Origin of the sequence: Cohnella thermotolerans DSM 17683, assembly GCF_000429825.1 — a bacterium.
In the GTDB taxonomy this organism is placed as follows: domain Bacteria; phylum Bacillota; class Bacilli; order Paenibacillales; family Paenibacillaceae; genus Cohnella; species Cohnella thermotolerans.
This window is the reverse complement of the sequence record NZ_KE386963.1, coordinates 65334-85289: the sequence shown is the minus strand read 5'-3', so window position 1 is coordinate 85289 and position 19956 is coordinate 65334. Positions and strand designations below refer to the sequence as shown.

16 protein-coding genes and 1 riboswitch are annotated in these 19956 nt (G+C 59.0%); of the genes, 15 read left to right on the top strand and 1 reads right to left on the bottom strand.

All coding sequences use genetic code 11. The features are described 5' to 3' along the window. The first annotated feature begins 365 nt into the window (after nucleotides 1-365). A riboswitch (cyclic di-AMP (ydaO/yuaA leader) is annotated at nucleotides 366-507 on the top strand. A gap of 191 nt (nucleotides 508-698) precedes the next feature. Next, nucleotides 699-1880 (top strand): KamA family radical SAM protein, encoded by a 1182-nt coding sequence (locus G485_RS0122980; RefSeq protein WP_027094467.1) that lies wholly within the window; start codon nucleotides 699-701, stop codon nucleotides 1878-1880. Between the two features lie 154 nt (nucleotides 1881-2034). On the opposite strand, the gene pyk is transcribed toward G485_RS0122980, so the two are convergent. After that, a complete protein-coding gene (pyk, locus tag G485_RS0122975) occupies nucleotides 2035-3453 on the bottom strand; it encodes a pyruvate kinase (RefSeq protein ID WP_027094466.1) in 1419 nt (472 codons plus the stop codon). A gap of 116 nt (nucleotides 3454-3569) precedes the next feature. On the opposite strand from pyk, the gene G485_RS0122970 reads away from it, so the two are divergent. From G485_RS0122970 to G485_RS0122905, 14 genes are all read left to right on the top strand, one after another. Next, nucleotides 3570-4334: a helix-turn-helix transcriptional regulator gene (locus G485_RS0122970; RefSeq protein ID WP_240489249.1), complete on the top strand. Its 765-nt coding sequence runs from the start codon at nucleotides 3570-3572 to the stop codon at nucleotides 4332-4334. A gap of 122 nt (nucleotides 4335-4456) precedes the next feature. Next, on the top strand, nucleotides 4457-5500 hold the full coding sequence (locus G485_RS27915; RefSeq protein WP_051318507.1) for an LCP family protein: 1044 nt from the start codon (nucleotides 4457-4459) through the stop codon (nucleotides 5498-5500). A 120-nt stretch (nucleotides 5501-5620) separates the two neighbouring features. Next, complete coding sequence (locus G485_RS0122960; RefSeq protein WP_027094464.1) at nucleotides 5621-6061, top strand: CBS domain-containing protein; 441 nt, start codon at nucleotides 5621-5623, stop codon at nucleotides 6059-6061. Nucleotides 6062-6124: 63 nt separating this feature from the next. Further along, nucleotides 6125-8119, top strand: coding sequence for an amidohydrolase family protein (locus G485_RS27910; protein WP_051318506.1), 1995 nt, complete (start codon nucleotides 6125-6127; stop codon nucleotides 8117-8119). A 209-nt stretch (nucleotides 8120-8328) separates the two neighbouring features. Then, entirely contained in the window at nucleotides 8329-8631 is a 303-nt protein-coding gene (locus G485_RS0122950; RefSeq protein ID WP_027094463.1) for a MazG-like family protein, read from the top strand. A 5-nt stretch (nucleotides 8632-8636) separates the two neighbouring features. Then, nucleotides 8637-9542 (top strand): DUF2232 domain-containing protein, encoded by a 906-nt coding sequence (locus tag G485_RS0122945; RefSeq protein WP_051318505.1) that lies wholly within the window; start codon nucleotides 8637-8639, stop codon nucleotides 9540-9542. Between the two features lie 94 nt (nucleotides 9543-9636). Next, nucleotides 9637-11607 carry a DHH family phosphoesterase gene (locus tag G485_RS0122940; protein WP_027094461.1) on the top strand — a complete coding sequence of 657 codons (1971 nt, stop codon included), beginning with the start codon at nucleotides 9637-9639 and terminating at the stop codon, nucleotides 11605-11607. Continuing rightward, nucleotides 11604-12047 (top strand): 50S ribosomal protein L9, encoded by a 444-nt coding sequence (rplI, locus tag G485_RS0122935; protein WP_027094460.1) that lies wholly within the window; start codon nucleotides 11604-11606, stop codon nucleotides 12045-12047. Before G485_RS0122940 ends, rplI begins: the two co-directional genes overlap by 4 nt. A gap of 4 nt (nucleotides 12048-12051) precedes the next feature. Beyond that, entirely contained in the window at nucleotides 12052-13413 is a 1362-nt protein-coding gene (dnaB, locus tag G485_RS0122930) for a replicative DNA helicase (RefSeq protein WP_027094459.1), read from the top strand. A 302-nt stretch (nucleotides 13414-13715) separates the two neighbouring features. Then, entirely contained in the window at nucleotides 13716-14402 is a 687-nt protein-coding gene (gene biuH, locus G485_RS0122925) for a biuret amidohydrolase (RefSeq protein WP_027094458.1), read from the top strand. A gap of 49 nt (nucleotides 14403-14451) precedes the next feature. Then, complete coding sequence (gene atzF / locus G485_RS0122920) at nucleotides 14452-16212, top strand: allophanate hydrolase (protein ID WP_027094457.1); 1761 nt, start codon at nucleotides 14452-14454, stop codon at nucleotides 16210-16212. A 218-nt stretch (nucleotides 16213-16430) separates the two neighbouring features. Beyond that, a complete protein-coding gene (locus G485_RS0122915; protein ID WP_027094456.1) occupies nucleotides 16431-17969 on the top strand; it encodes an ABC transporter ATP-binding protein in 1539 nt (512 codons plus the stop codon). Further along, entirely contained in the window at nucleotides 17966-19030 is a 1065-nt protein-coding gene (locus tag G485_RS0122910) for an ABC transporter permease (protein WP_051318504.1), read from the top strand. Before G485_RS0122915 ends, G485_RS0122910 begins: the two co-directional genes overlap by 4 nt. Next, the gene (locus tag G485_RS0122905; RefSeq protein ID WP_027094454.1) at nucleotides 19027-19941 is read left to right on the top strand and encodes an ABC transporter permease; all 915 of its coding nucleotides are present in this window, start codon (nucleotides 19027-19029) and stop codon (nucleotides 19939-19941) included. The genes G485_RS0122910 and G485_RS0122905 overlap by 4 nt, the downstream gene beginning before the upstream one ends. Nucleotides 19942-19956 lie beyond the last annotated feature (15 nt).

Genomic DNA, 19956 nt, shown 5'->3' with positions numbered 1-19956 from the left:
GCTAGAGTCAGCCGACACGCTCGTCAAACGATTTTCAATTTTGGGCGATACAGTCCCTGGTTTCAGACCGTACGACGAGTGTACCAAGCGTTTGCCTGAATCCATTTTTCGCCATCCAGACCAACCCAAACTGCTCTTCCCTGTTCCGGCCTTACCGTAAACAGCAAGGCTTATTGAGCATGCCTTGCTTGATGGATTCTGTCATTTGTAGATTTGTTTTCATCACGAATCTTTAGCTGATGGGGGGATTTCCGATTACTTTTTTCCATATACTGCCCTCTCTGGCGGAGTGGACTTAAGTTTGTCACGGATTCAGGTTGTTCTTTCGTTTCCATCGAATTGACAATTAGGACGGATTAAACTATGCTTTACTTAAGCTTAGTTTCCGGCCTTGAGCCGGGAAGCGGGGGAACCAATGTTTTTGGGGCGTATCATTCCGGCTGGAATGTAGGGAACCATCTATCCCGAGCCCGTCAGCTAACCTCGTCGGCTTTGGATGGGTCAAAGCGCAGGATGCGCCTACACGTCGTTTTTGACCCTTTCGAGGGTCTTTTTGCGTTCTAGAGGGGCCCTCTCCCGGTGGGATTTCGTTTCTGCCGGCCGAAGGGTCTTTTATTTTGCAGAGAGGAGGGAGACAAGAAAGAGGATCCGGGAACCGAGTCCGAAGATCGATCCAGAAAACTTGAGGAGGAATTGGCATGCCCCAACCCAAGTATAGAACCGACATTGGGAAGATCGAGCAACTGACGGAGGCGGAACGGGAAAAACTGAAGCTGATTACGAACAAATTTGTTTTCCGAGTGAACGATTATTACTTGAATCTGATCGACTGGAGCGATCCGAACGATCCGATTCGCAAACTGGTGATCCCGAGCGAAGGGGAATTGGCCGAGTACGGACGATGGGACGCTTCCGACGAAGATACGAATTATGTCGTACCCGGCTGCCAGCACAAGTACGATTCGACCGCGTTGCTGATCGTATCGGAGGTATGCGGGGCTTATTGCCGCTACTGCTTCCGCAAACGGCTGTTCCGCAACGATGTCAAGGAAGCGACCACCGACGTCGAGCCAGGGCTGAAATATATAGCAAGTCAACCGCAGATCAGCAACGTCCTGTTAACCGGAGGAGACAGTCTGATTCTCGCTACGCCGAAATTAGGAGCTATATTGGCGCGCCTCCGGGAGATCGAGCATGTTCAGATCATTCGCCTGGGTTCCAAAATTCCGGTATTCAACCCGATGCGCATCTATGAAGACGAAGCGCTGTTGGAAACGCTCAAAACTTATTCTACGCCGGAAAAACGGATTTATGTAATGGCTCATATCAACCATCCACGAGAAATTACGCCCGAAGCCGTGCGCGGATTCGAGGCTCTGCATAACGCGGGCGTCATCATTGTGAACCAGACGCCTATTCTGAGAGGCATCAACGACGATCCGAAGGTGCTCGGCGAACTGCTCGACAAGCTGAGCTGGGCAGGGGTCACGCCCTACTACTTTTTCGTGAACCGGCCGGTAGCCGGCAATCGCGATTTCGTGCTCCCGCTGGAGCGGGTCTACCGGCTGGTGGAAGAAGCGAAAGCGCTCACGTCCGGCTTGGGCAAGCGGGTACGCTTGTCGATGAGCCACACGTCGGGCAAAATCGAAATTTTGGCGATAGAGAACGGGAAAGCGTATTTGAAATATCACCAGTCGCGGGATGGCGAATACGGCAAATTTATGACGCTGGATTGCCCTCCGGACGCCGCCTGGTTCGACGATTTGCCCGGGAGCGAACAATATTGGCGCAAGCCGAAGAAACTGACGGATGCCGTCGCTTCCGTCAACGAGATGCCGGATATGCCGTCGCGGTCCTTGCCTAAGATTTTCGCCGAATGATCTCCGCAACTGGAAGCCGCCTTCGCCTCGTTCTTCCGGCAGGAGATGAGGGACGAGTTGGCTTTCGGCATTAAAAGAAGAGGGATATCCCTGTGGTCGATTCCAGACCTGACGGGATATTACAGCGGCTAACCGTGCTCGGACGGCTCCGCCGTTAAACCTGCTGGATCTTGATAAGGTTGGTGACGCCCGAGACGCCGGCCGGCGTGCCGGCGGAGATGACCGCGTAGTCGCCCGGCTGCAGCAGGCCGGTTTTGCGGCCGCTCGCGAGCGCCGACTGAATCATCTCGTCGGTCGATTTGGTAGGTTCGCCTTTGACCGGAATGACGCCCCAGAGCAAGGTCAAGCGGGCCAGCACGCGCTCGTCCGGCGTAATCGCGATGATCGGCGCTTTCGGACGGTACTTGGACACCATCCGGGCGGTGAAGCCGCTGACGGTCGGGGTCAGAATCGCTTTGGCGTTCAGCTTCCTGGACGAGGAGACGACCGCCTGGCTAATAATCTCGGTGACGGACGCGGACAGGTCGTCGCGGAGCCGGTTGCTGGCGCTGCTGCCGCAGTCGTAGACCGATTCGGCCCGCAGCGCGATGGACGCCATCGTCGCGACCGACTGAATCGGATATTTGCCGGCCGCCGATTCCCCGGACAGCATAATCGCATCGGAGCCTTGCAGCACGGCGTTCGCGGTGTCGCTCACTTCGGCGCGCGTCGGGCGCGGGTTGACCTGCATCGAATCCAGCATGTGCGTGGCGACGATGACCGGTTTGCCGGCCAGGTTGCACTTCTCGATCATCTCCCGCTGGATCATCGGCACTTCCTCGACCGGAATCTCGACGCCCAGATCGCCCCGCGCCACCATAATGCCGTCGGACGCTTCGATGATCGCGTCCAGGTTGGCGACGCCTTCCTCGTTCTCGATCTTGGAGATGATCTGAATGTGGCCGGCGTTTTGCTCCTCCAGCAAAGCCCGGATTTGCAAAATATCTTCCGCCTTGCGCACGAACGAAGCGGCGATGATGTCGACGCCTTGCTCGACGCCGAACGCGATGTGGCGCACGTCTCTCTCGGTGACGCCCGGCAGCGTCGTGCGGATGCCCGGCAGATTGACGCCCTTGTTCGGCTTGATCGTGCCGCCGCTAACGATCCGGCAGACGACCGTCTTCTCCGTCACCGACTCCACCGTCAGCTGGATCAAGCCGTCGTCGATCAGAATCGTGTTGCCCGGCTTCACGACCAGCGGCAATTCTCCGTAGTTGACGGAGATCGTGTCGGCGTCGCCTAGAATCGTCTCGGTCGTCAGCGTCAGAACGTTGCCGGCTTTGAGCTCGTAGGAGGCTTCCTTTAGCTTGCCGATACGCACTTCCGGTCCTTTAATATCCATCAGAATCGAGACGATGGCTCCGGTCTCGCGCGCCGCCTGGCGAATCCGCTCAATCCGGCCGCTATGGTCGCTCAGCTCGCCGTGGGCCATATTCAGGCGAGCGACATTCATGCCGGCCTCGATCATTTGCTTCAGCACTTCCACGGAGTCGCAGGCGGGCCCCATGGTACAGATGATTTTCGTCTTTCTCACGTGTATCCCTCCAGAAGATGGCTGCCTCTATTGTAGCCCTAAACGTATCAATAAAATATGAAATATAGTATGCTAAATGTAATATAGTACGTAGGCGGTGCGGGACGATTTTAACGGTGAACGATGTCAGACTCGATCGGGTCATGGAATGGTTCGAGGAAGCGGGCGCAGCCGAAACGTGGACGCTGGCGCTCATGAATTACGGCAAGTGCGTCTACTGGATCGGCGCGGACAAGGTCATCCTGGAGAAAGGCGACACGCTGCTCATCCCGGCGGGGCTCGGCTATTACGCCAAGAGCGTGCCTTCCGTTTTCCACGAGAAATATGTGGTCCGGTTCTCGCCCGGAGCGGGCGCGCAGCGGCTTCCGTGGCTGGCTGGCCGGCAGTGGTTCAAGCTGAAGCCCGCCATGTTCGAATGGTCGGCGGAGAGGCTTCGGACGCTCGCGGAGGAGTGGGCCGAGGGGACGGCATTCGCGGCCGTGCGCGCGCAGGCGATCGTCACGGAGCTGCTGGCGCTGTGGAACCGGCAATGGTGCGATAAGCCGGTGTCGGCCCCGGTCGATTACCATGCGCAGCGGATGAAAGATTACATTCTCGAACATTACCGCGAGAAAATTACGAAAGAATCGTTAGGCGAGCATATCGGCCGAAGCCCCAACTATGCCGCGGCTTTGTTCCGTCGGGCGACGGGACAGACGATCAGCGAGTTCGTGCATGCGACCCGGGTGAAGAAAGCCGTCTACCTGCTCTCCGATTCTATGCTTACGGTGGCGGAAATCTCGGAAATGCTGGGCTACCGGGACGTCTCTTATTTTCATCGCTTGTTTAAGAAAGCTACGGGCAAAAACCCGTCCGATTATATGAAGGATCGAAAAGGATAGAGAGGAAATCCCCGCCTAGGGATTCCAGAAAGAAGCCGTCCCCGCGATTAAACCGCGCCGTTCGTTCTCTCGTCTTAACAGGAGAGCGATTCAAGACAGAAAGGAATTGGGGATCCGTCATCATGAATAAACATCGCAGATTTTGGAGAGTCGCCGTTGCTATTTTGGCCGTGCTGGTGATCGCGTCGGGCATCGGCTATGTCAATCGGGGAGCTTTGGCCGCCTGGGGGTTCGATACGTTTCTGGCCAAAAAGGTAGAGGCCAAGCTGGCCGATTCCTATCAGCCGCTGGCGGACCGTCCCGCCGAATCCGAGGCGCCGGCCGTAACCGAGCCGTTCTCGCTGCTTCTGATGGGCGTGGACGCCCGTCCGGGACAGACGCGGGGGCGCTCCGATACGTTAATTTATACGGTTGTCCGACCGAAGGACGGCAACGTGCTAATGGTGTCGATTCCGCGCGATTCGTATGCCGACATCGTGGGGAAGAACAAGAAGGATAAGATTACGCATGCCTACGCGTTCGGCGGTCCGGAGATGGCGGTGAACAGCGTGGCGAAGCTGCTGAACGCGAAAGTCGATCATTACGCCTCCATCAACTTCGAAGGCTTCGTTCAGGCCGTCGACACGCTCGGAGGCATCTCGCTGCCGATTACGAAGGATATCGTCAACAAAGGCAAGGATCACGAGAAATTTACGATAAAAGCGAACAAAGAGAGCTATTCCGGCCAAGAGGCGCTGAATTACGTCCGGTACCGCGAGGACGCAGGCGGAGACGTCGCCCGCACGGAGCGCAACCGCGTCTTCCTGGAGTCGCTCCTGCACAAGGCTTCTTCGCTTCAGGAGTGGGACAAGATCCCCGATCTGCTCGGCATCGTCGGGGACAACTTCCGCACCGATCTTCCGCCGTCGTCGCTCACCGATGTCGCCGCGCAATTTTTGCAGACCGACCATCGCATTCAGAGCTACACGCTCAAAGGGTCCGGCGCGAGAATGGGCAAGGAGAACCTGTGGTACTTCGTCCTGGACGACAACGATCTGGCTAACGTTCGGCAGACGATTGAGAAATGGCTCGACCCGAGCACGCAGGAGTCCGAATTGACCGTGCCCGGCAAGGCGGCCGCCGGCGGGCAGACGGGAGCGGCCGTGTCGGGAGCCGAAGCGTCATAATTTGGTAAAGTTGGTTATAGGCCAACGGCACATGGTATAATGGAGACGGTCGAAGCTCTCGCAGCTTGGGCCGTTCTTGCGCAATTAGCGATACCGATGAAGGACAGAGGAGAGGAAAAGATGAACATCGCTTTTTTCCTTCTGCCGAAGCAGGAGGTTGTCTGTCTCCCCGAGAGCGCTACGTTGCGGCAGACGCTGGAGCGGATGGAACGCCACCGGTATACGGCGGTACCCGTTCTCAGCGAAGACGGGAAATACATCGGAACCGTCACGGAAGGCGATTTGCTGTGGTTCATGAAGAGCCGGCCGGATATCGGGTTCGAGAACGCGCACCGGGTGAACCTGTCGGAAGTACCGTTTCGCGTCGCCATACGGCCCGTGCAGATCGAAGCGAACATGGAAGATTTGATCTCGCTCGCGAAGACGCAAAATTTCGTGCCCGTCATTGACGACATGGGCCGCTTTATCGGCATCGTGCGGCGCAGCGATATTATCGATTATTGCGAGCGACTGCTAGTGCCATCCTCGATGGATGAAAAGGCGGTTCGCAGGGAAGCCTGATCCTAGCAAACATTGGCAATCGGTTTGCGGCAATCATTCATGGCGACATGACTGGAGGCTAGGATGGCTACGAAGCGAAATGGCAACGGCATCGGCCGCAGAGGATGGGCGGCCGTCTCCGGCGTTGCGGTCGGTCTCATCGCGGCAGGCGCCCTCTGGCTGGGCGGCGCCCGCCTCCATCATCCGAATGCCGCCCCTCTCGCGCAAGCGAAGGGGGCGGCATTCCCCCCGCTGGCAAATTCCTCTTCCGGCACGGCGACTACAGCCCGTTCGGCGAACGCATCGGCGGACGGCGTCGATCGGCCCGCCGCATCGGAACTAAACCGAACGTACGACATCGTCATCAAGAACGGCCGGGTCGTCAATCCCGAGACGAAGCTGGACCGGCAAGGCTTGAACGTCGCCATTCAAGGCGGCAAGATCGCGCTTGTCACCGATCGGGACCTTGCGGGCAAGCGGGTCATTGACGCGACCGGGCTCGTCGTGGCGCCCGGGTTTATCGACAATTTGTCTTACGATCCGAACCCGCTCGGCGTCTGGACCAAGCTCGCGGACGGCGTCACGAGCAACATCGCCATGCACGGCGGGACGGCGTCCCCGGACAAATGGTATCCCTATTACATAAGCAACAAAACCCCGGTTCACTTCGGCGCTTCCTTCTTCTACACGCAAGCGCGCAATCAATTCTCGCTCAGCCGCTACGATTCGGCAACGCCGGAACAGATCGACAAATTGGTTGCGCAGGCCGAGAAAGCGCTGAACGACGGCGCGCTCGGCATCTCGTTCAGCCTCGAATACGTACCGGGCATTCAAGCTCCGGAGATTTTGCCGCTCATGCGATTGGCCTACAAGTACAACGTGCCGGTGTACTTCCACGCCCGGTATTCGGACATGGAGGAGCCGGGAACGAACATCGACGCGGTCAACGAGCTGATCGGCTACGCCAGGGCGACCGGCGCGTCGGTTCACGTCGATCATATCAACAGCACGGGCGGCACGTTCTCGATGAAGCAGTCGCTCGCGATGCTGGAAGCCGCCCGCAGGCAGGGGCTGGACATGACGGCGTGCACGTACCCGTACGACTATTGGGGGACGTATTTGAATTCGGCGAGGTTCGACGAAGGCTGGCAGCAGCGCTTCCGCATTACGTACAAGGATCTGCAAATCGCCGGCACGGACGAACGCTTGACGGAGGAGACGTTCCGCATGTACAAGAAGCAGGGCAAGCTGGCGGTAGCCTACGCCATTCCGGAAGCGGACATTCGCGATTCGCTGCGCTCCCCGTTCGTCATGATCGGCAGCGACGCCATTCTCGAGCCCGGCTACAACAATCATCCCCGCGCATCCGGCACGTTCGCCCGGACGGTCGGCCTGTATGTGCGGGAGCATAAGGTTCTCTCGCTGCTGGATGCGATCGACAAGATGACGCTCATGCCCGCGAAGCGGCTGGAGAAGCAGGCGCCGGCGCTGAGGAAGAAGGGGCGTATCGCCCGCGGCATGGACGCCGACATCGTCGTGTTCGATTACGGCACGATTAGCGACCGCTCGACGGTGGCGAAGCCGAATCTGCCTTCGGCGGGCATCAAGTACGTGCTCGTCGGCGGCCGGGTAGCACTCGATGGCCGAGGGCTGCACAAGGACGTCCGGGTCGGGCAGCCGATCCGCAGCGAGTTCGTCCGCTACCGCGGAAAGGCCGGGACGCTGACGGTCGGAAAGGCGAAGGCGCCGGTCGCGACGTACCGGGGGGCGAGCTACGTCGATGAGGAGATTTTGCGGAGCGCGGGCTATACGCTCAGTTGGAGCCGGTCCAGCCGGACGCTTCGGCTCGGCTTCGGCGGATCGGGGGCGATAGCAGGCGGCCAGAGCGGCTCGGTCGGCGTGACGGAGCCGGCGGTCGGGGAGCTGATGCTGGAGCGGGGGTACCGTCTCGAATGGGACGGCGGCGGCGCCGAGCTGCTGTCGATCGGCGACCGCCGGTACGTGTCGCTCGGCACGCTGCAGGCGCTCGGCTGGAAGCTGAGCCGGAGCGGCACGGAATGGACGGCGCAAGCCGCTTGAGGAAGCGGACGGAACGAATGGACAGGCGGGAAGCCCCTATCGCGCGGAGGGCTCCCCGCCTTTTTTTGCAGGAAGCGTACGGCCCCCGGCGGGACCCGCGATTCTCGCGGGCCGGCATTGCGGACCTTGGGCGATTGTGTGATATAATGAAGATTGCAGCTTTCTGGGCAGACACGCGAAGTTTAGCTTGGAGAGGGTGGTTTCAAGCGATGGAACGCGATGTGGATGTCGCCACTCGGGCGAAGACGATCGAGTGGCTGAAGACGGAAGTCGTCGATCAAGTATCCCGATTGTTCAAGGCGATGTGGGACGGAAGCGCGGTTCGCATAACGGACAGTTTGGCCGGTCTGATCGCCGGCGTTTACATTCTGGGGCGCCGCTTGGGCATCTCGTACAAAGATCTGGACGGGGCCGTAACCGACAAGCTTGCCAAGCTGAAGCAAGAAGGACATCAGCTCGAGGATCTGTACCGGGATCTGTCGGCTTTGGAAGAACATATACGCAAGAGGTGACCCTTTTGAAGATCGGCTGGAAATCCGTGGCCTGGAGCGCCGCGGCGCTGCTTCTGCTGCTTAGCATTCCGACGAATCTGGTCGTCGTCACGCTGTTCGTGCTCATGGTCCCGATGGTTGTTCTATGCACGCTGCTGAAGCCGATTCCGTACGTCCTGCATTTGCTCGGCATCGGAATCGCCGCTTACGTGCTGCTCGGGTCTTACTCGCTAGTTCCGCTTACGTTCGGCTTTTTCTTTCTGATTCCATCTTCGGTCATGGGCTACATGTATAAGAAGCACGCGTCCGCGAGAACCGTCGTTACGGTGACGATCGTTATTCTGGTCGCGCAATTTCTGGCCGAGCTTGCGATTTTCTCGATTCAATACGATTTCGATTTGTCCACGCAATTATCGGGTCTGTTCGAGGAAGCCTTAAAGCAGATGCAGACGGGCACGCTGCTGCCTTCGGATTGGGCCTCGACGACCGCCGTATCGCTTGGCGACGCAGTACTGAATATGCTGCCGGCCTTGCTGCTGCTGTCGTCGTTCGCGTTCGCCATCGTGACGCACGCGCTGTCCAGGCGCGCGCTCGGGCTGATGGGCATCGTCGCGCCGGCGATGTCCCCGCTGCGGAACTGGATGCTGCCGCGCAGCTTGATTTTCTACTACCTGCTGGCCTTGATTGTCAGTTACTTCATTCCGGCGGACAGCAACGGCTTCTGGAGCACGGTGACGGCCAACGCCGTGCCGATTCTCCGCTTCGCGTTCACCGTGCAGGCCATCGCGTTCTTCTTCTATCTGGCGGACGCGAAGCGGTGGCCCCGGATCGCCCCGGTGCTGATCGCCATTCCGCTGCTGCTGTATCCGCCTTTCTATCTGATCGGACTGCTGGACGCCGCCTTTCCATTGCGCAAGTACTTCGTCAAGTAAGTTTTGCACCACAACGGCATCGCATAGTGACAACTAGACCGCAGCCGCGACGCGCCGGGCGCGGAGCGGTCAAGACAAGGGAGCGAAGCTTTACATGCCCAAGTTTCTCGTTCAACGATGGCATGGCTTGCATAATGTATGGGCGCTGGTTCTGATCCTGCTGCTGACCATCGCGCTCGCCTGGTACCAATGGGTGCTCGGTCTGATCGGTCTCGTGCTCGGCGGGGCGGTAGGCGTCTACGCGATGATGGCGGAGCGCGCTTTCCGCAAGGAATTGAACGATTACGTGCTGACGCTCTCGCATCGCATCAAGGGCGTCGGCAACGACGTTATCGGCACGCTGCCCTTCGGCATCATTCTTTATAACGAAGACAAGGAAGTTCAATGGCATAATGCGTACATCTCCACCGTGACGGGCCGGCCTTCGGTCGTCGGCGTCCCGCTCGCGGAGCTGTTCCCGGCGCTGCAGATTCCGTCCAAGGAGAAGGAGCCGAGCAAGGCGGAGACGACGTTGAACGGGCGCGTCTACGAGCTTGTATTCCGAACGCAGGAACGGATGCTGTATGTAACCGACATTACCGAGAGTTGGACGCTCTCCAAACGCTACGAAGACGAGAAGCTGGCGCTCGGAATCGTGATGATGGACAACCTCGAGGAAGTCGCGCAGGGCATGGACGAACAGCAGCGGGCGATCATGCTGTCGAAGGTTACCGGCGAAATCAACGAATGGGCGCAGAAATACGGCCTGTTCCTGAGGCGCCTGTCTTCGGACAAATATATGGTCGTCGCGAACCAGCTGGCGCTTCGCCAACTGGAGCAGTCGCGGTTCGACCTCCTGGACGACGTCAGGGAGATTACGATGAACCTGAAGCTGCCGATGACGCTCTCCATCGGCTTCGCTTCGGGCACGGACGATATCATCGAGCTCGGCCATCTCGCGCAGGGCAGTCTGGACATCGCGCTTGGCCGCGGAGGCGACCAGGCGGTCGTGAAGTTCGGGCAACGGCAGAGCTTCTACGGCGGGAAAAGCAACGCGGTGGAGAAGCGCACGAGAGTGCGGGCGCGGGTTATCTCCCATGCCTTGCGCGACCTGATGAAGGAGAGCGACAACATCGTCATCATGGGCCACAAGTTGCCGGACATGGATGCCGTCGGCGCCGCCATCGGCATCGTGAAGGCGGCGTGCCAGTTCGGCAAGGAAGCCTTCGTCGTGCTGGAAGGCGTCAATCCGGGAATCCAGCGCATGATGGAGATGATTCGTGAAGACGAGAAGCTGGCGAAGCGGTTCGTCAACCCGGAGCAAGCGCTCGCGCTCACGAACAAGCGGTCTCTCGCCGTCGTCGTCGATACGCACAGGGCTTCTATGGTGGCGGAGCCCAAGCTTCTGCAGCAGACCGACCGGATCGTCGTCATCGACCACCACCGCCGCAGCGAGGAGTTCATCGACGACGCGGTGCTGATCTATATGGAGCCTTACGCGTCGTCCACGTGCGAGCTCGTCACCGAGCTGCTCCAGTACATTCATGAGCGGATCGTCCTGGACGTTCGCGAAGCGACGGCGCTGCTTGCCGGCATCACCGTCGACACGAAGAGCTTCGCGCTGCGCACGGGCTCCCGGACGTTCGAAGCGGCTTCGTTCCTCCGCCGCAACGGAGCCGATCCGACGCTCATTCAGCGGATGCTGAAGGAGGATCTGGAGGAATACATTAAGAAGGCGGAAATTATCCAGCACGCGGAGAAGTATCGCGAGCATATCGCGATCGCCGTCGCCGATGCCGGCAAACCCGTGCCTCAGCTGCTCATTGCGAAAGCGGCCGATACTTTGCTCAACATGACGGGCATCCGCGCCTCGTTCGTTATCGGGCAGCGCCCGGATGGACTGGTCGGCATCAGCGCCCGGTCGCTGGGCCAAATCAACGTGCAAGTCGTCATGGAACGCATGGGAGGCGGAGGCCATCTGACGAACGCCGCCGCCCAGCTGCAGGGCTGCTCCTTGCAGGAAGCGGCCGCCCAGCTGAAGCAAGCGCTCAAAGAAATCGAAGGGGAAGAGGGGAATCCGGAATGAAGGTCATTTTTCTGCAAGACGTGAAGGGTCAAGGGAAGAAAGGCGAAGTCAAGGAAGTGTCGGAAGGCTACGCGCGCAATTTCCTGCTGCCGAAGGGATACGTCCAAATCGCTACCGAAGGCGCAAAAAAAACGCTCGACCAAATCAACGCGTCCATACAGAAGAAGAAGGAGCGGGAGAAGGAAGAGGCGCAGGCTCTCGCGGCCAAGCTGAGCGAGATGACGGTCGTCATCAAAGCCAAAGCGGGCGAAGGCGGCCGTTTGTTCGGCGCCATTACAAGCAAGCAAATCGCCGAAGCGCTGGAGAAGCAGAAGATCACGATCGACAAGCGGAAGATCGAGCTCGACGAGCCGATCCGGACGCTCGGCGTCACGAAGGTAACGATCAAATTATATCCTGACGTAAAGGGCACATTAAGCGTGCAAGTCGTGGAGGAATGACGATATGAACGTCGGCGCGGAACCGTTCCTGGAAGGCCGCATCCCGCCCCAGAACCTGGAGGCGGAGCAAGCGGTGCTCGGCGCCATTCTGCTGGAGGCCGAAGCGCTGATTACGGCGATGGAGCGCATTCGGGCGGAAGACTTCTACAGCGTTGCGCATCAACGGATTTTCGAAGCGATGACCGATCTGAACGACGACAACCAGCCGCTCGATCTCGTCACGCTGACGGCCCGTCTGCAGGACAAAGGGCAGCTTGAGGAAATCGGCGGCGTCACTTACTTGGCGAAGCTGGCCAACGCGGTGCCGACGGCGGCCAACGTCGAATATTACGCGCAGATCGTCGAAGAGAAATCGATGATCCGGCGCCTCATCCGGACGGCGACGCAAATCGTCTCGAACGGCTTCGCGGCCGAGGACGACGTCGCCGTCCTGATCAACGACGCCGAGCAGCGCATTATGGAAATTTCCAACCGCCGATCGTCGTCCGGCTTTATCAGCATTCGCGACGTTCTGATGGACGTGTTCGAGCGGGTCGAGTTCCTGTTCAACCACAAAGGCGGCACGACGGGCATCCCGTCCGGATTCCGCGATCTGGACAAGATGACGTCCGGCTTTCAGCGGAGCGATCTCATTATCGTCGCCGCCCGTCCTTCCGTCGGGAAAACCGCCTTCGCCTTGAACATCGCCCAGAACGTGGCCGTTCGGGCCGGCGAGACCGTCGCGATCTTCAGCCTGGAAATGTCGGCCGCCCAGCTCGTGCAGCGTATGCTTTGCGCCGAGTCCAACGTGGACGCCGGCCGGATGCGGACGGGCTATCTGGAAGGCGACGACTGGGAGAAGCTGACGATGGCCATCGGCGCTTTGTCGGAGGCGGAAGTGTACATCGACGACACGCCGGGGATCACGGTTGCGGATATTCGGGCCAAGTGCCGGCGGCTCAAGAAGGAGAAGGGGCTGGGGATGATCGTCATCGATTATTTGCAGCTCATTCAAGGCCGCGGCAAGCCCGGGGAGAACCGCCAGCAGGAAGTCTCCGAGATTTCCCGTACGCTGAAGCAGATCGCGCGGGAGTTGGAAGTGCCGGTCATCGCGCTGTCCCAGCTGTCGCGGGGCGTCGAGCAGCGGCAGGACAAGCGGCCGATGATGTCCGACCTTCGGGAATCGGGCTCGATCGAGCAGGACGCCGATATCGTCGCTTTCCTGTACCGGGACGATTATTACAACCAGGATACGGAGAAAAAGAATATTATCGAGATCATCATCGCCAAGCAGCGGAACGGCCCGGTCGGCACGGTGGAGCTGGTCTTCCTCAAAAATTTCAACAAATTCGTCAGCTTGGATCGAACTCACGAAGAGAGCGCGTAAAGCTATCATCCGTATCATTAACCTTCATCCGTCGCCCCCTGAAGGGCGGGAATATAGAAATCAGAATGAAGAGATCCCCTTCAAGGAGAACGAAGCCGAGATCCGGTTTTCTCCTTGAAAGGGATCTTTTTGTGTTCGTTCATGTTAGGTTTTCTAATGGAATCGGGCGTTTTGTAAGCAGATTACAAAGGTAAGTTCAATTATATGTTAGCATATTACAGTGATCTCCTGAATTTTGTGTTATATAATATGACAACAATGAGGTCTTTAAGTAACATTTAATGATCAAAGGAGTGAATGCCATGTTTATTCAAGCAGATCCTTATTTATATCCCTACGACGGGGATCTCAGAGCCGACAATACGGCGTTGATCGTCATCGACATGCAGACCGACTTCTGCGGGCCGGGCGGTTACGTCGACCGCATGGGATACGATCTCTCGCTGACCCGGCGGGCGATCGAGCCGATCAAGCGGTTGTTGGACACCGTAAGGGCCATTCCCGGGTTTACCGTCATTCATACGCGGGAAGGGCATCGTCCCGATCTGTCCGACCTTCCGGCCAACAAGCGGTGGCGCAGCAAACAGATCGGCGCCGAGATCGGGTCGGAAGGGCCGGCGGGCCGCATTCTGGTTAGAGGGGAGCCGGGATGGCAAATTATCGAAGAGCTGGCGCCGCTCGCCGGGGAAGTCGTGATCGATAAGCCGGGCAAGGGAAGCTTCTACGCTACCGACCTCGATCTCATTCTGCGGACGAGAGGGATTCGCAACCTGATTCTAACGGGAATCACGACGGACGTGTGCGTCCATACGACGATGCGGGAAGCCAACGACCGAGGCTATGAATGTCTGATTCTCGAAGACTGCACGGGGGCGACGGATCCCGACAATCATCGGGCCGCTCTTCATATGGTGAAAATGCAAGGCGGCGTGTTCGGAAGCGTGTCCGACTCGGAATCGGTGATCGCCACTCTTCGGTCGTTGTCGTAATTCGCGCCGATAAGGCGTCCATCATGCGGAAGGAGGGAGATTTCATTCTATGGAGTATAAGCAGCTGCCGCTCCGAGTTACGATTGAATGGCTTCGGGCGACTTATGCCGACGGAGCGCTGACGCCGGAAGACGTCATCCACGAGATGATCCGGCGAGCCGAAGAAGACGCGGCTATGAACATATGGATTACCCCTCCGAGAATGGAGCGGATCCGCCCTTACCTCGACAGACTTCATTCCGTAGATCCGTCGGAGTTGCCCCTGTGGGGCATTCCGTTCGCGATCAAGGACAACATCGATTGCGCTGGCGTTCCGACGACCGCCGGTTGTCCGGATTATCAATATTTGCCGACGGAGAGTGCGACCGTGGTGGAACGGTTGATCGCCGCGGGGGGCATTCCGCTCGGGAAGACGAATCTCGATCAGTTCGCGACCGGTCTTGTCGGCGTCCGAAGTCCCTACGGCGAGACGCACAACGCATTGAAGGGCGAGTATATCAGCGGAGGTTCCAGCTCGGGCTCGGCGGTGGCCGTGGCTAGGGGGCATGCGGCTTTCGCCTTGGGAACCGATACGGCCGGCTCCGGCCGTGTGCCGGCGGCTCTGAACGGCATCGTAGGCTTTAAGCCAAGTCTCGGAGCCTGGTCCAACAAAGGAGTCGTTCCGGCTTCGGCCAGCCTGGACTGCGTAACCGTGTTCGTCAACAGCCTGGAAGACGCGAGGACGGTGGACGCGGTCGTCCGGGGAAGAGACGGGAACGACCCTTGGTCCAAGGAAGTTCCCAGGCTGAAACCGGCGAAGCCGACCGTCTTGCTGGTGCCGAAGGAGCCTCTGCAGTACTTCGGTCCCCATGCGGCGGAGTACGAGAGAGCTTGGCATCGCGCCGTCGAACGGTTGAACGGGATGGGCGTGAGGTGCGAGGCGATCGATACCGGGATGTTCTCGGAGGCCGCCGCCCTCCTGTATGACGGTCCGTACGTGGATGAACGCTGGGCCGCTCTGGGCGGCTTCGTCGATACCCACCCGGGCAGCACGCTGCCCGTGACCGAGACGATTCTAAGATCGGGGCAAGCGGCGGACTACAAGGGAGTAGACTTGTTCCGGGCGCTTCATCGGCTTCAAAGATTCCGACTGGAGACGGAGAAGCTGCTTAAGGACGCCGTGCTGGTCATGCCGACCGCAGGCGGGACTTGGACGCGCGAACAGGTGCGCGCGGACCCGATCGGAACGAACGCCAAGATGGGGCTGTATACGAACCATTGCAATCTGCTCGATCTGTGCGCCGTGGCGGTGCCGTCCGATCCGATCGGGGAGGATCTTCCGTTCGGCATCACCTTCTTCGCCCTGGCGGGCCATGAAGGTCTTGCGTACGGCAGCGCTCAAACCTTTCTGCATTCGGCGCCGTGGCCGGACGAAGATCAGGGCGAGAGCGCCAGCACCTTGGTGGCGGTATGCGGCTTGCATATGCGCGGATACCCGTTGGAGAAGCAGATGCTGGCCTACGGGGCCCGCTTCGTTAGGGAAGATAAGACGGCTCCGGCGTACGAATTGTTCAAGCTGGCGACGACACCTCCTCGTCCGGGCCTGATTCGCAAAGGCGCGGGCGGCGCATCGATCCACGTCGAGCTGTGGGAGATGCCGTCCGAATCGTTCGGCGCGTTCGTCGCGGGAATAGCCGCGCCGCTCGGAATTGGCAAGGTGGAACTTCAGGACGGCACGGAGGTGCCGGGATTCCTCTGCGAGTCGTACGCGGAAGCGATGGGCGAGAACGTAACGGAGCTGGGGAGCTGGCATGCGGTGATGGCGCGATAAGACGCTACGGAGACGCCCCAAGGGTCCCTGGACGTACTAAGCTAATGTTCTAATGTTATATATATGTAATATTTATGATCGAAATACAATCAATAACGAACAATTATATTAGAATTTTATAAAGATTAACGATATTTTTTCGTTTATAATAGTTTAAAGTCAAAAAACCTAATTTATGATGTAATGAATTTTAACGCAAAAAAAGGGGGGTAGCTTCGATGGTACATCCCGATGTTGAATCTTATCCCTATCTCTTAAAAGCGCAAGGACTGACCAAGCGGTTCGGATCGTTAACGGCCAACCAGTCCATTCAACTGGAAGTCAAACCCGGTTCGATTCACGCCATTCTCGGGGAGAATGGAGCGGGCAAAAGCACGTTGATGAAGATGCTGTACGGCGTCTATGAACCGGACGAAGGCGAGATCTGGATGGATGGGGAAACTGTCTCGCTTCATCCGCCGACTCGGGCGAGAGCGAAGGGCATCGGCATGGTGTTCCAGGACTTCCGGGTCATCCCTGCTATGACCGTGCTGGACAATATCGCTCTCAGCGTGGAGAAAGGATGGCGCATCCGGCGCAAATCGTTGCGGAATCGAATCGTGGAGGTATCGTCCAAGTACGGCTTGGCGGTCGATCCGGACGCCTTCGTCTGGCAGCTTGACCTGGGTCAGCGGCAGCGGCTCGAGATCGTGAAAGTGCTGCTCGCCCCCGGGACGCGAATCATTATTTTCGACGAACCGACAAGTGTGCTGGTTCCCCAGGAAGTGGAGTCCTTCCTTCAGATGCTCGATCTTCTGCGCAGGGACGGTTACGGAATCTTGCTCATTACGCACAAAATTAACGAAGTTCTCGCATGCGCGGATCAGGTTACGGTGCTGAGGTCGGGGCGAGTCTCGCATCAGATGAGTAGGGAAGAGGGGCTGGACGGCGATGCGCTGATCTCGGCCATGTTGGGCGACAAAGCGCTGAAGCCGGTTCTGAAGCCGGCCCCGAATTCGTCGGAAGTGCGGCCCGAGGTGCTGCGTGTCGAGAACGGAACGATTCGGGGAGACCATGGGGAGGAAGTGCTGGCGGATTTTCAATTGTCCATGAGGCATGGAGAGATCGTCGGAGTGGCCGGCATCTCCGGAAGCGGGCAGCGCGAGCTGGCGGAAGCGTTGTTCGGTCTGCGGAAGCTGGCTTCCGGAACGCTGACCGTTCACGGCAAGCCGCTTCGGGGCGGTGACGTGAGAGCGTTCATGGAAGCTGGCGTCAGCTTCGTCTCGGAAGATCCCATTAAGGAATCGGTCATTCCGGGTTTTACGATCCTCGAGCATATGGTGCTGGACGGCATTCCGGTTCGCAATAAGGGAGTCGGCATAGACTGGCGGCATATCCGAAGCGAATTGGAGAACAGCGAAGAGGCGAAGTCGCTGGCGTTGGCCGATGCGGGCCGCAGGGCGGATCAACTGTCCGGAGGCAACGTGCAGAGAATGGTGCTCTCCCGGGCGCTGATCCGCAAGCCGGACATCCTCATCATCAGTTATCCGAGCCGGGGTCTCGATATCGGCACGACCCTCACCATCCAGCAAAGGCTGATCGAGCTGGCCGAACGGGGAACGGCGATCCTCCTGTTCTCCGAGGATTTGGACGAATTGTTCAAGCTGTCCGACAAGCTGGTCGTCTTGGCCGGCAAACGGTTGTTGGGCCCCTATCTTCCATCCGAGACGGACAAGGCGCAGATCGGCGCACGAATGTTGAAAGGAGAATCCGCATGAAGCAACCGACATTCGTTCCCGTGGGGGTGTCTGGCGGAATCGGCCCCTTCCGCAGCAACTGGAAGCCGCTTTTCAAGCAGCTTCTCGTCTGGCTGTCGCCGTTCGTCGTGTTTGGAGTATTCTTGCTTTTCTATCACGTCAATCCTTTACGCTTGTACGGTTCGATGGTTCAATCGACCTTCGGCGATCTGTACGGCCTGGGCGAGGTGCTGCTCAAGGCGACGCCGTTCATTCTAACCGGTCTGGCCGCCGCGCTTCCCGCGAAGGCGGGCCTCGTCAACGTAGGGGGAGAAGGGCAACTGGCCATCGGCGCGCTGTTCGCAACCGGCTCCGCGGTCTTCCTGCTCGAACGGTTCCCCGCGTGGCTGGGCATTCCGATTATGCTGCTGGCTGGAGCGCTTGGCGGAGCGCTGTGGGGCATGCTGATCGCCGCGCTGAAGGTCAAAGGCCGGCTGAACGAGACGATCACAAGCGTGCTGCTCAATTACGTGGCCGGTTATACGGTCGCCTTCTTCGTGCACGGCATTCTGAAGGACCCGGAATCGTTCAACTGGCCCTACTCGCCCGAGATCGCTTGGACGCTCAGGCTTCCGATCTTCGACGGAACGAGGCTGCACGTCGGGTTCATCATCGCCATCGTGCTGGCAATCGTCGTTTGGTACGTGTTGGCGAAGACGCGGCTCGGTTTCCGAATTCGGGTGCTGGGCAGCAACCGGCATGCGGCGGAGAGAGCCGGGATGAACGTCAACCGGACGTACTTCTGGGTGCTCGTCGCGGCCGGCGCTCTGGCCGGGATCGCGGGAATGATCGAGATTTCCGGGATCGAAGGGCGGCTAAGGCCGACCACCGGCGTCAACTACGGTTACTTCGGATTTCTGGCGGCGATGCTGGCCTGGAATCACCCGCTCAAGCTGCTCGGGACCTCGTTCCTGCTGGGCATGATCAGCGTGGCGGGGAACACGCTGGAGATCGGCTCCGGGCTGCCGGCTTCGTCGGCTACCATTCTGATGGGACTTGTCTTGCTGTTCATTCTCGGTGGCAGAAGGAGGGCTAAGCGATGATAACGGCAGACATCTTGACCGGAGCGATCCGGTCGGGCACCTCCGTCATGTTGGCCTCACAGGGAGAGCTTCTATCCGAGAGAGCCGGCGTCATCAACCTCGGAACGGAAGGTTCGGTTCTGGCTGGAGCATTGGGCGCTTTCGCGACTACGGTATGGACGGGCAGCCCCTGGCTCGGCGCGCTGGCCGGCGGAGTGTGCGGGCTTCTGCTCTCCGCGATCCACGCCTTCCTCGTCATCAGCCGCGGGGCGAATCAGCTCGCGACCGGCTTGACGATTATGTTCCTGGGGATAGGCGCCACTTCGTTCCTCGGCCGCGACTTCGTCAGCGAGCAGATCGTCGGCTTCAATCCGGTCGCCATACCGGTGCTCTCCGATATTCCGTTCCTTGGCGACATTCTGTTCAATCACGATCCGCTCACTTATTTATCCGTTCTGCTCGTGCCTTGTCTGTGGTACGTGCTGTTCCGCACCCGAATCGGCGTCATTCTCCGCTCCGCCGGAGAGCGGGAAGAAGTGCTCTTCGCGAGCGGGATCAACCCGAAGCTGGTGCGTTACCTGGCCGTTCTGGCGGGAGGCTTCCTGGCCGGAGTCGGCGGAGCCCAACTGTCGCTTGCGTTCACGCACAGCTGGGTGGAGAACATGGCCCAAGGGCGCGGAGTCGTCGCCGTAGCGCTCGTCATCTTTGCGTCATGGCTGCCGTCCCGGGCGATGCTCGGCGCCTACCTGTTCGGCGCCGCCCAAGCGTTGCAGCTGACCGTTCAACAGCAGGGACTCGGCATCTCGCCCTTTTTCCTGTTCATGGTTCCGTACGTGCTGACTTTGGTCGCCCTGCTGATTGTGGAGCGAAGGAAGCATAGCAACACGCCGGAAGCGTTAAGCAGAGTGCTGGCCGGGGAAGGCGGCGGTTGAACGTCAAGCCAAGCT

What these genes read in the sequence shown, in the direction of transcription:
- G485_RS0122950 (WP_027094463.1), top strand. Translation starts at nt 8,329, where the DNA reads ATGGAACGCGATGTGGATGTCGCCACTCGGGCGAAGACGATCGAGTGG.
- atzF (WP_027094457.1), top strand. Translation starts at nt 14,452, where the DNA reads ATGGAGTATAAGCAGCTGCCGCTCCGAGTTACGATTGAATGGCTTCGG.
- rplI (WP_027094460.1), top strand. Translation starts at nt 11,604, where the DNA reads ATGAAGGTCATTTTTCTGCAAGACGTGAAGGGTCAAGGGAAGAAAGGC.
- G485_RS0122940 (WP_027094461.1), top strand. Translation starts at nt 9,637, where the DNA reads ATGCCCAAGTTTCTCGTTCAACGATGGCATGGCTTGCATAATGTATGG.
- biuH (WP_027094458.1), top strand. Translation starts at nt 13,716, where the DNA reads ATGTTTATTCAAGCAGATCCTTATTTATATCCCTACGACGGGGATCTC.
- dnaB (WP_027094459.1), top strand. Translation starts at nt 12,052, where the DNA reads ATGAACGTCGGCGCGGAACCGTTCCTGGAAGGCCGCATCCCGCCCCAG.
- G485_RS0122980 (WP_027094467.1), top strand. Translation starts at nt 699, where the DNA reads ATGCCCCAACCCAAGTATAGAACCGACATTGGGAAGATCGAGCAACTG.
- G485_RS0122905 (WP_027094454.1), top strand. Translation starts at nt 19,027, where the DNA reads ATGATAACGGCAGACATCTTGACCGGAGCGATCCGGTCGGGCACCTCC.
- G485_RS0122910 (WP_051318504.1), top strand. Translation starts at nt 17,966, where the DNA reads ATGAAGCAACCGACATTCGTTCCCGTGGGGGTGTCTGGCGGAATCGGC.
- G485_RS27915 (WP_051318507.1), top strand. Translation starts at nt 4,457, where the DNA reads ATGAATAAACATCGCAGATTTTGGAGAGTCGCCGTTGCTATTTTGGCC.
- G485_RS27910 (WP_051318506.1), top strand. Translation starts at nt 6,125, where the DNA reads ATGGCTACGAAGCGAAATGGCAACGGCATCGGCCGCAGAGGATGGGCG.
- G485_RS0122960 (WP_027094464.1), top strand. Translation starts at nt 5,621, where the DNA reads ATGAACATCGCTTTTTTCCTTCTGCCGAAGCAGGAGGTTGTCTGTCTC.
- G485_RS0122915 (WP_027094456.1), top strand. Translation starts at nt 16,431, where the DNA reads ATGGTACATCCCGATGTTGAATCTTATCCCTATCTCTTAAAAGCGCAA.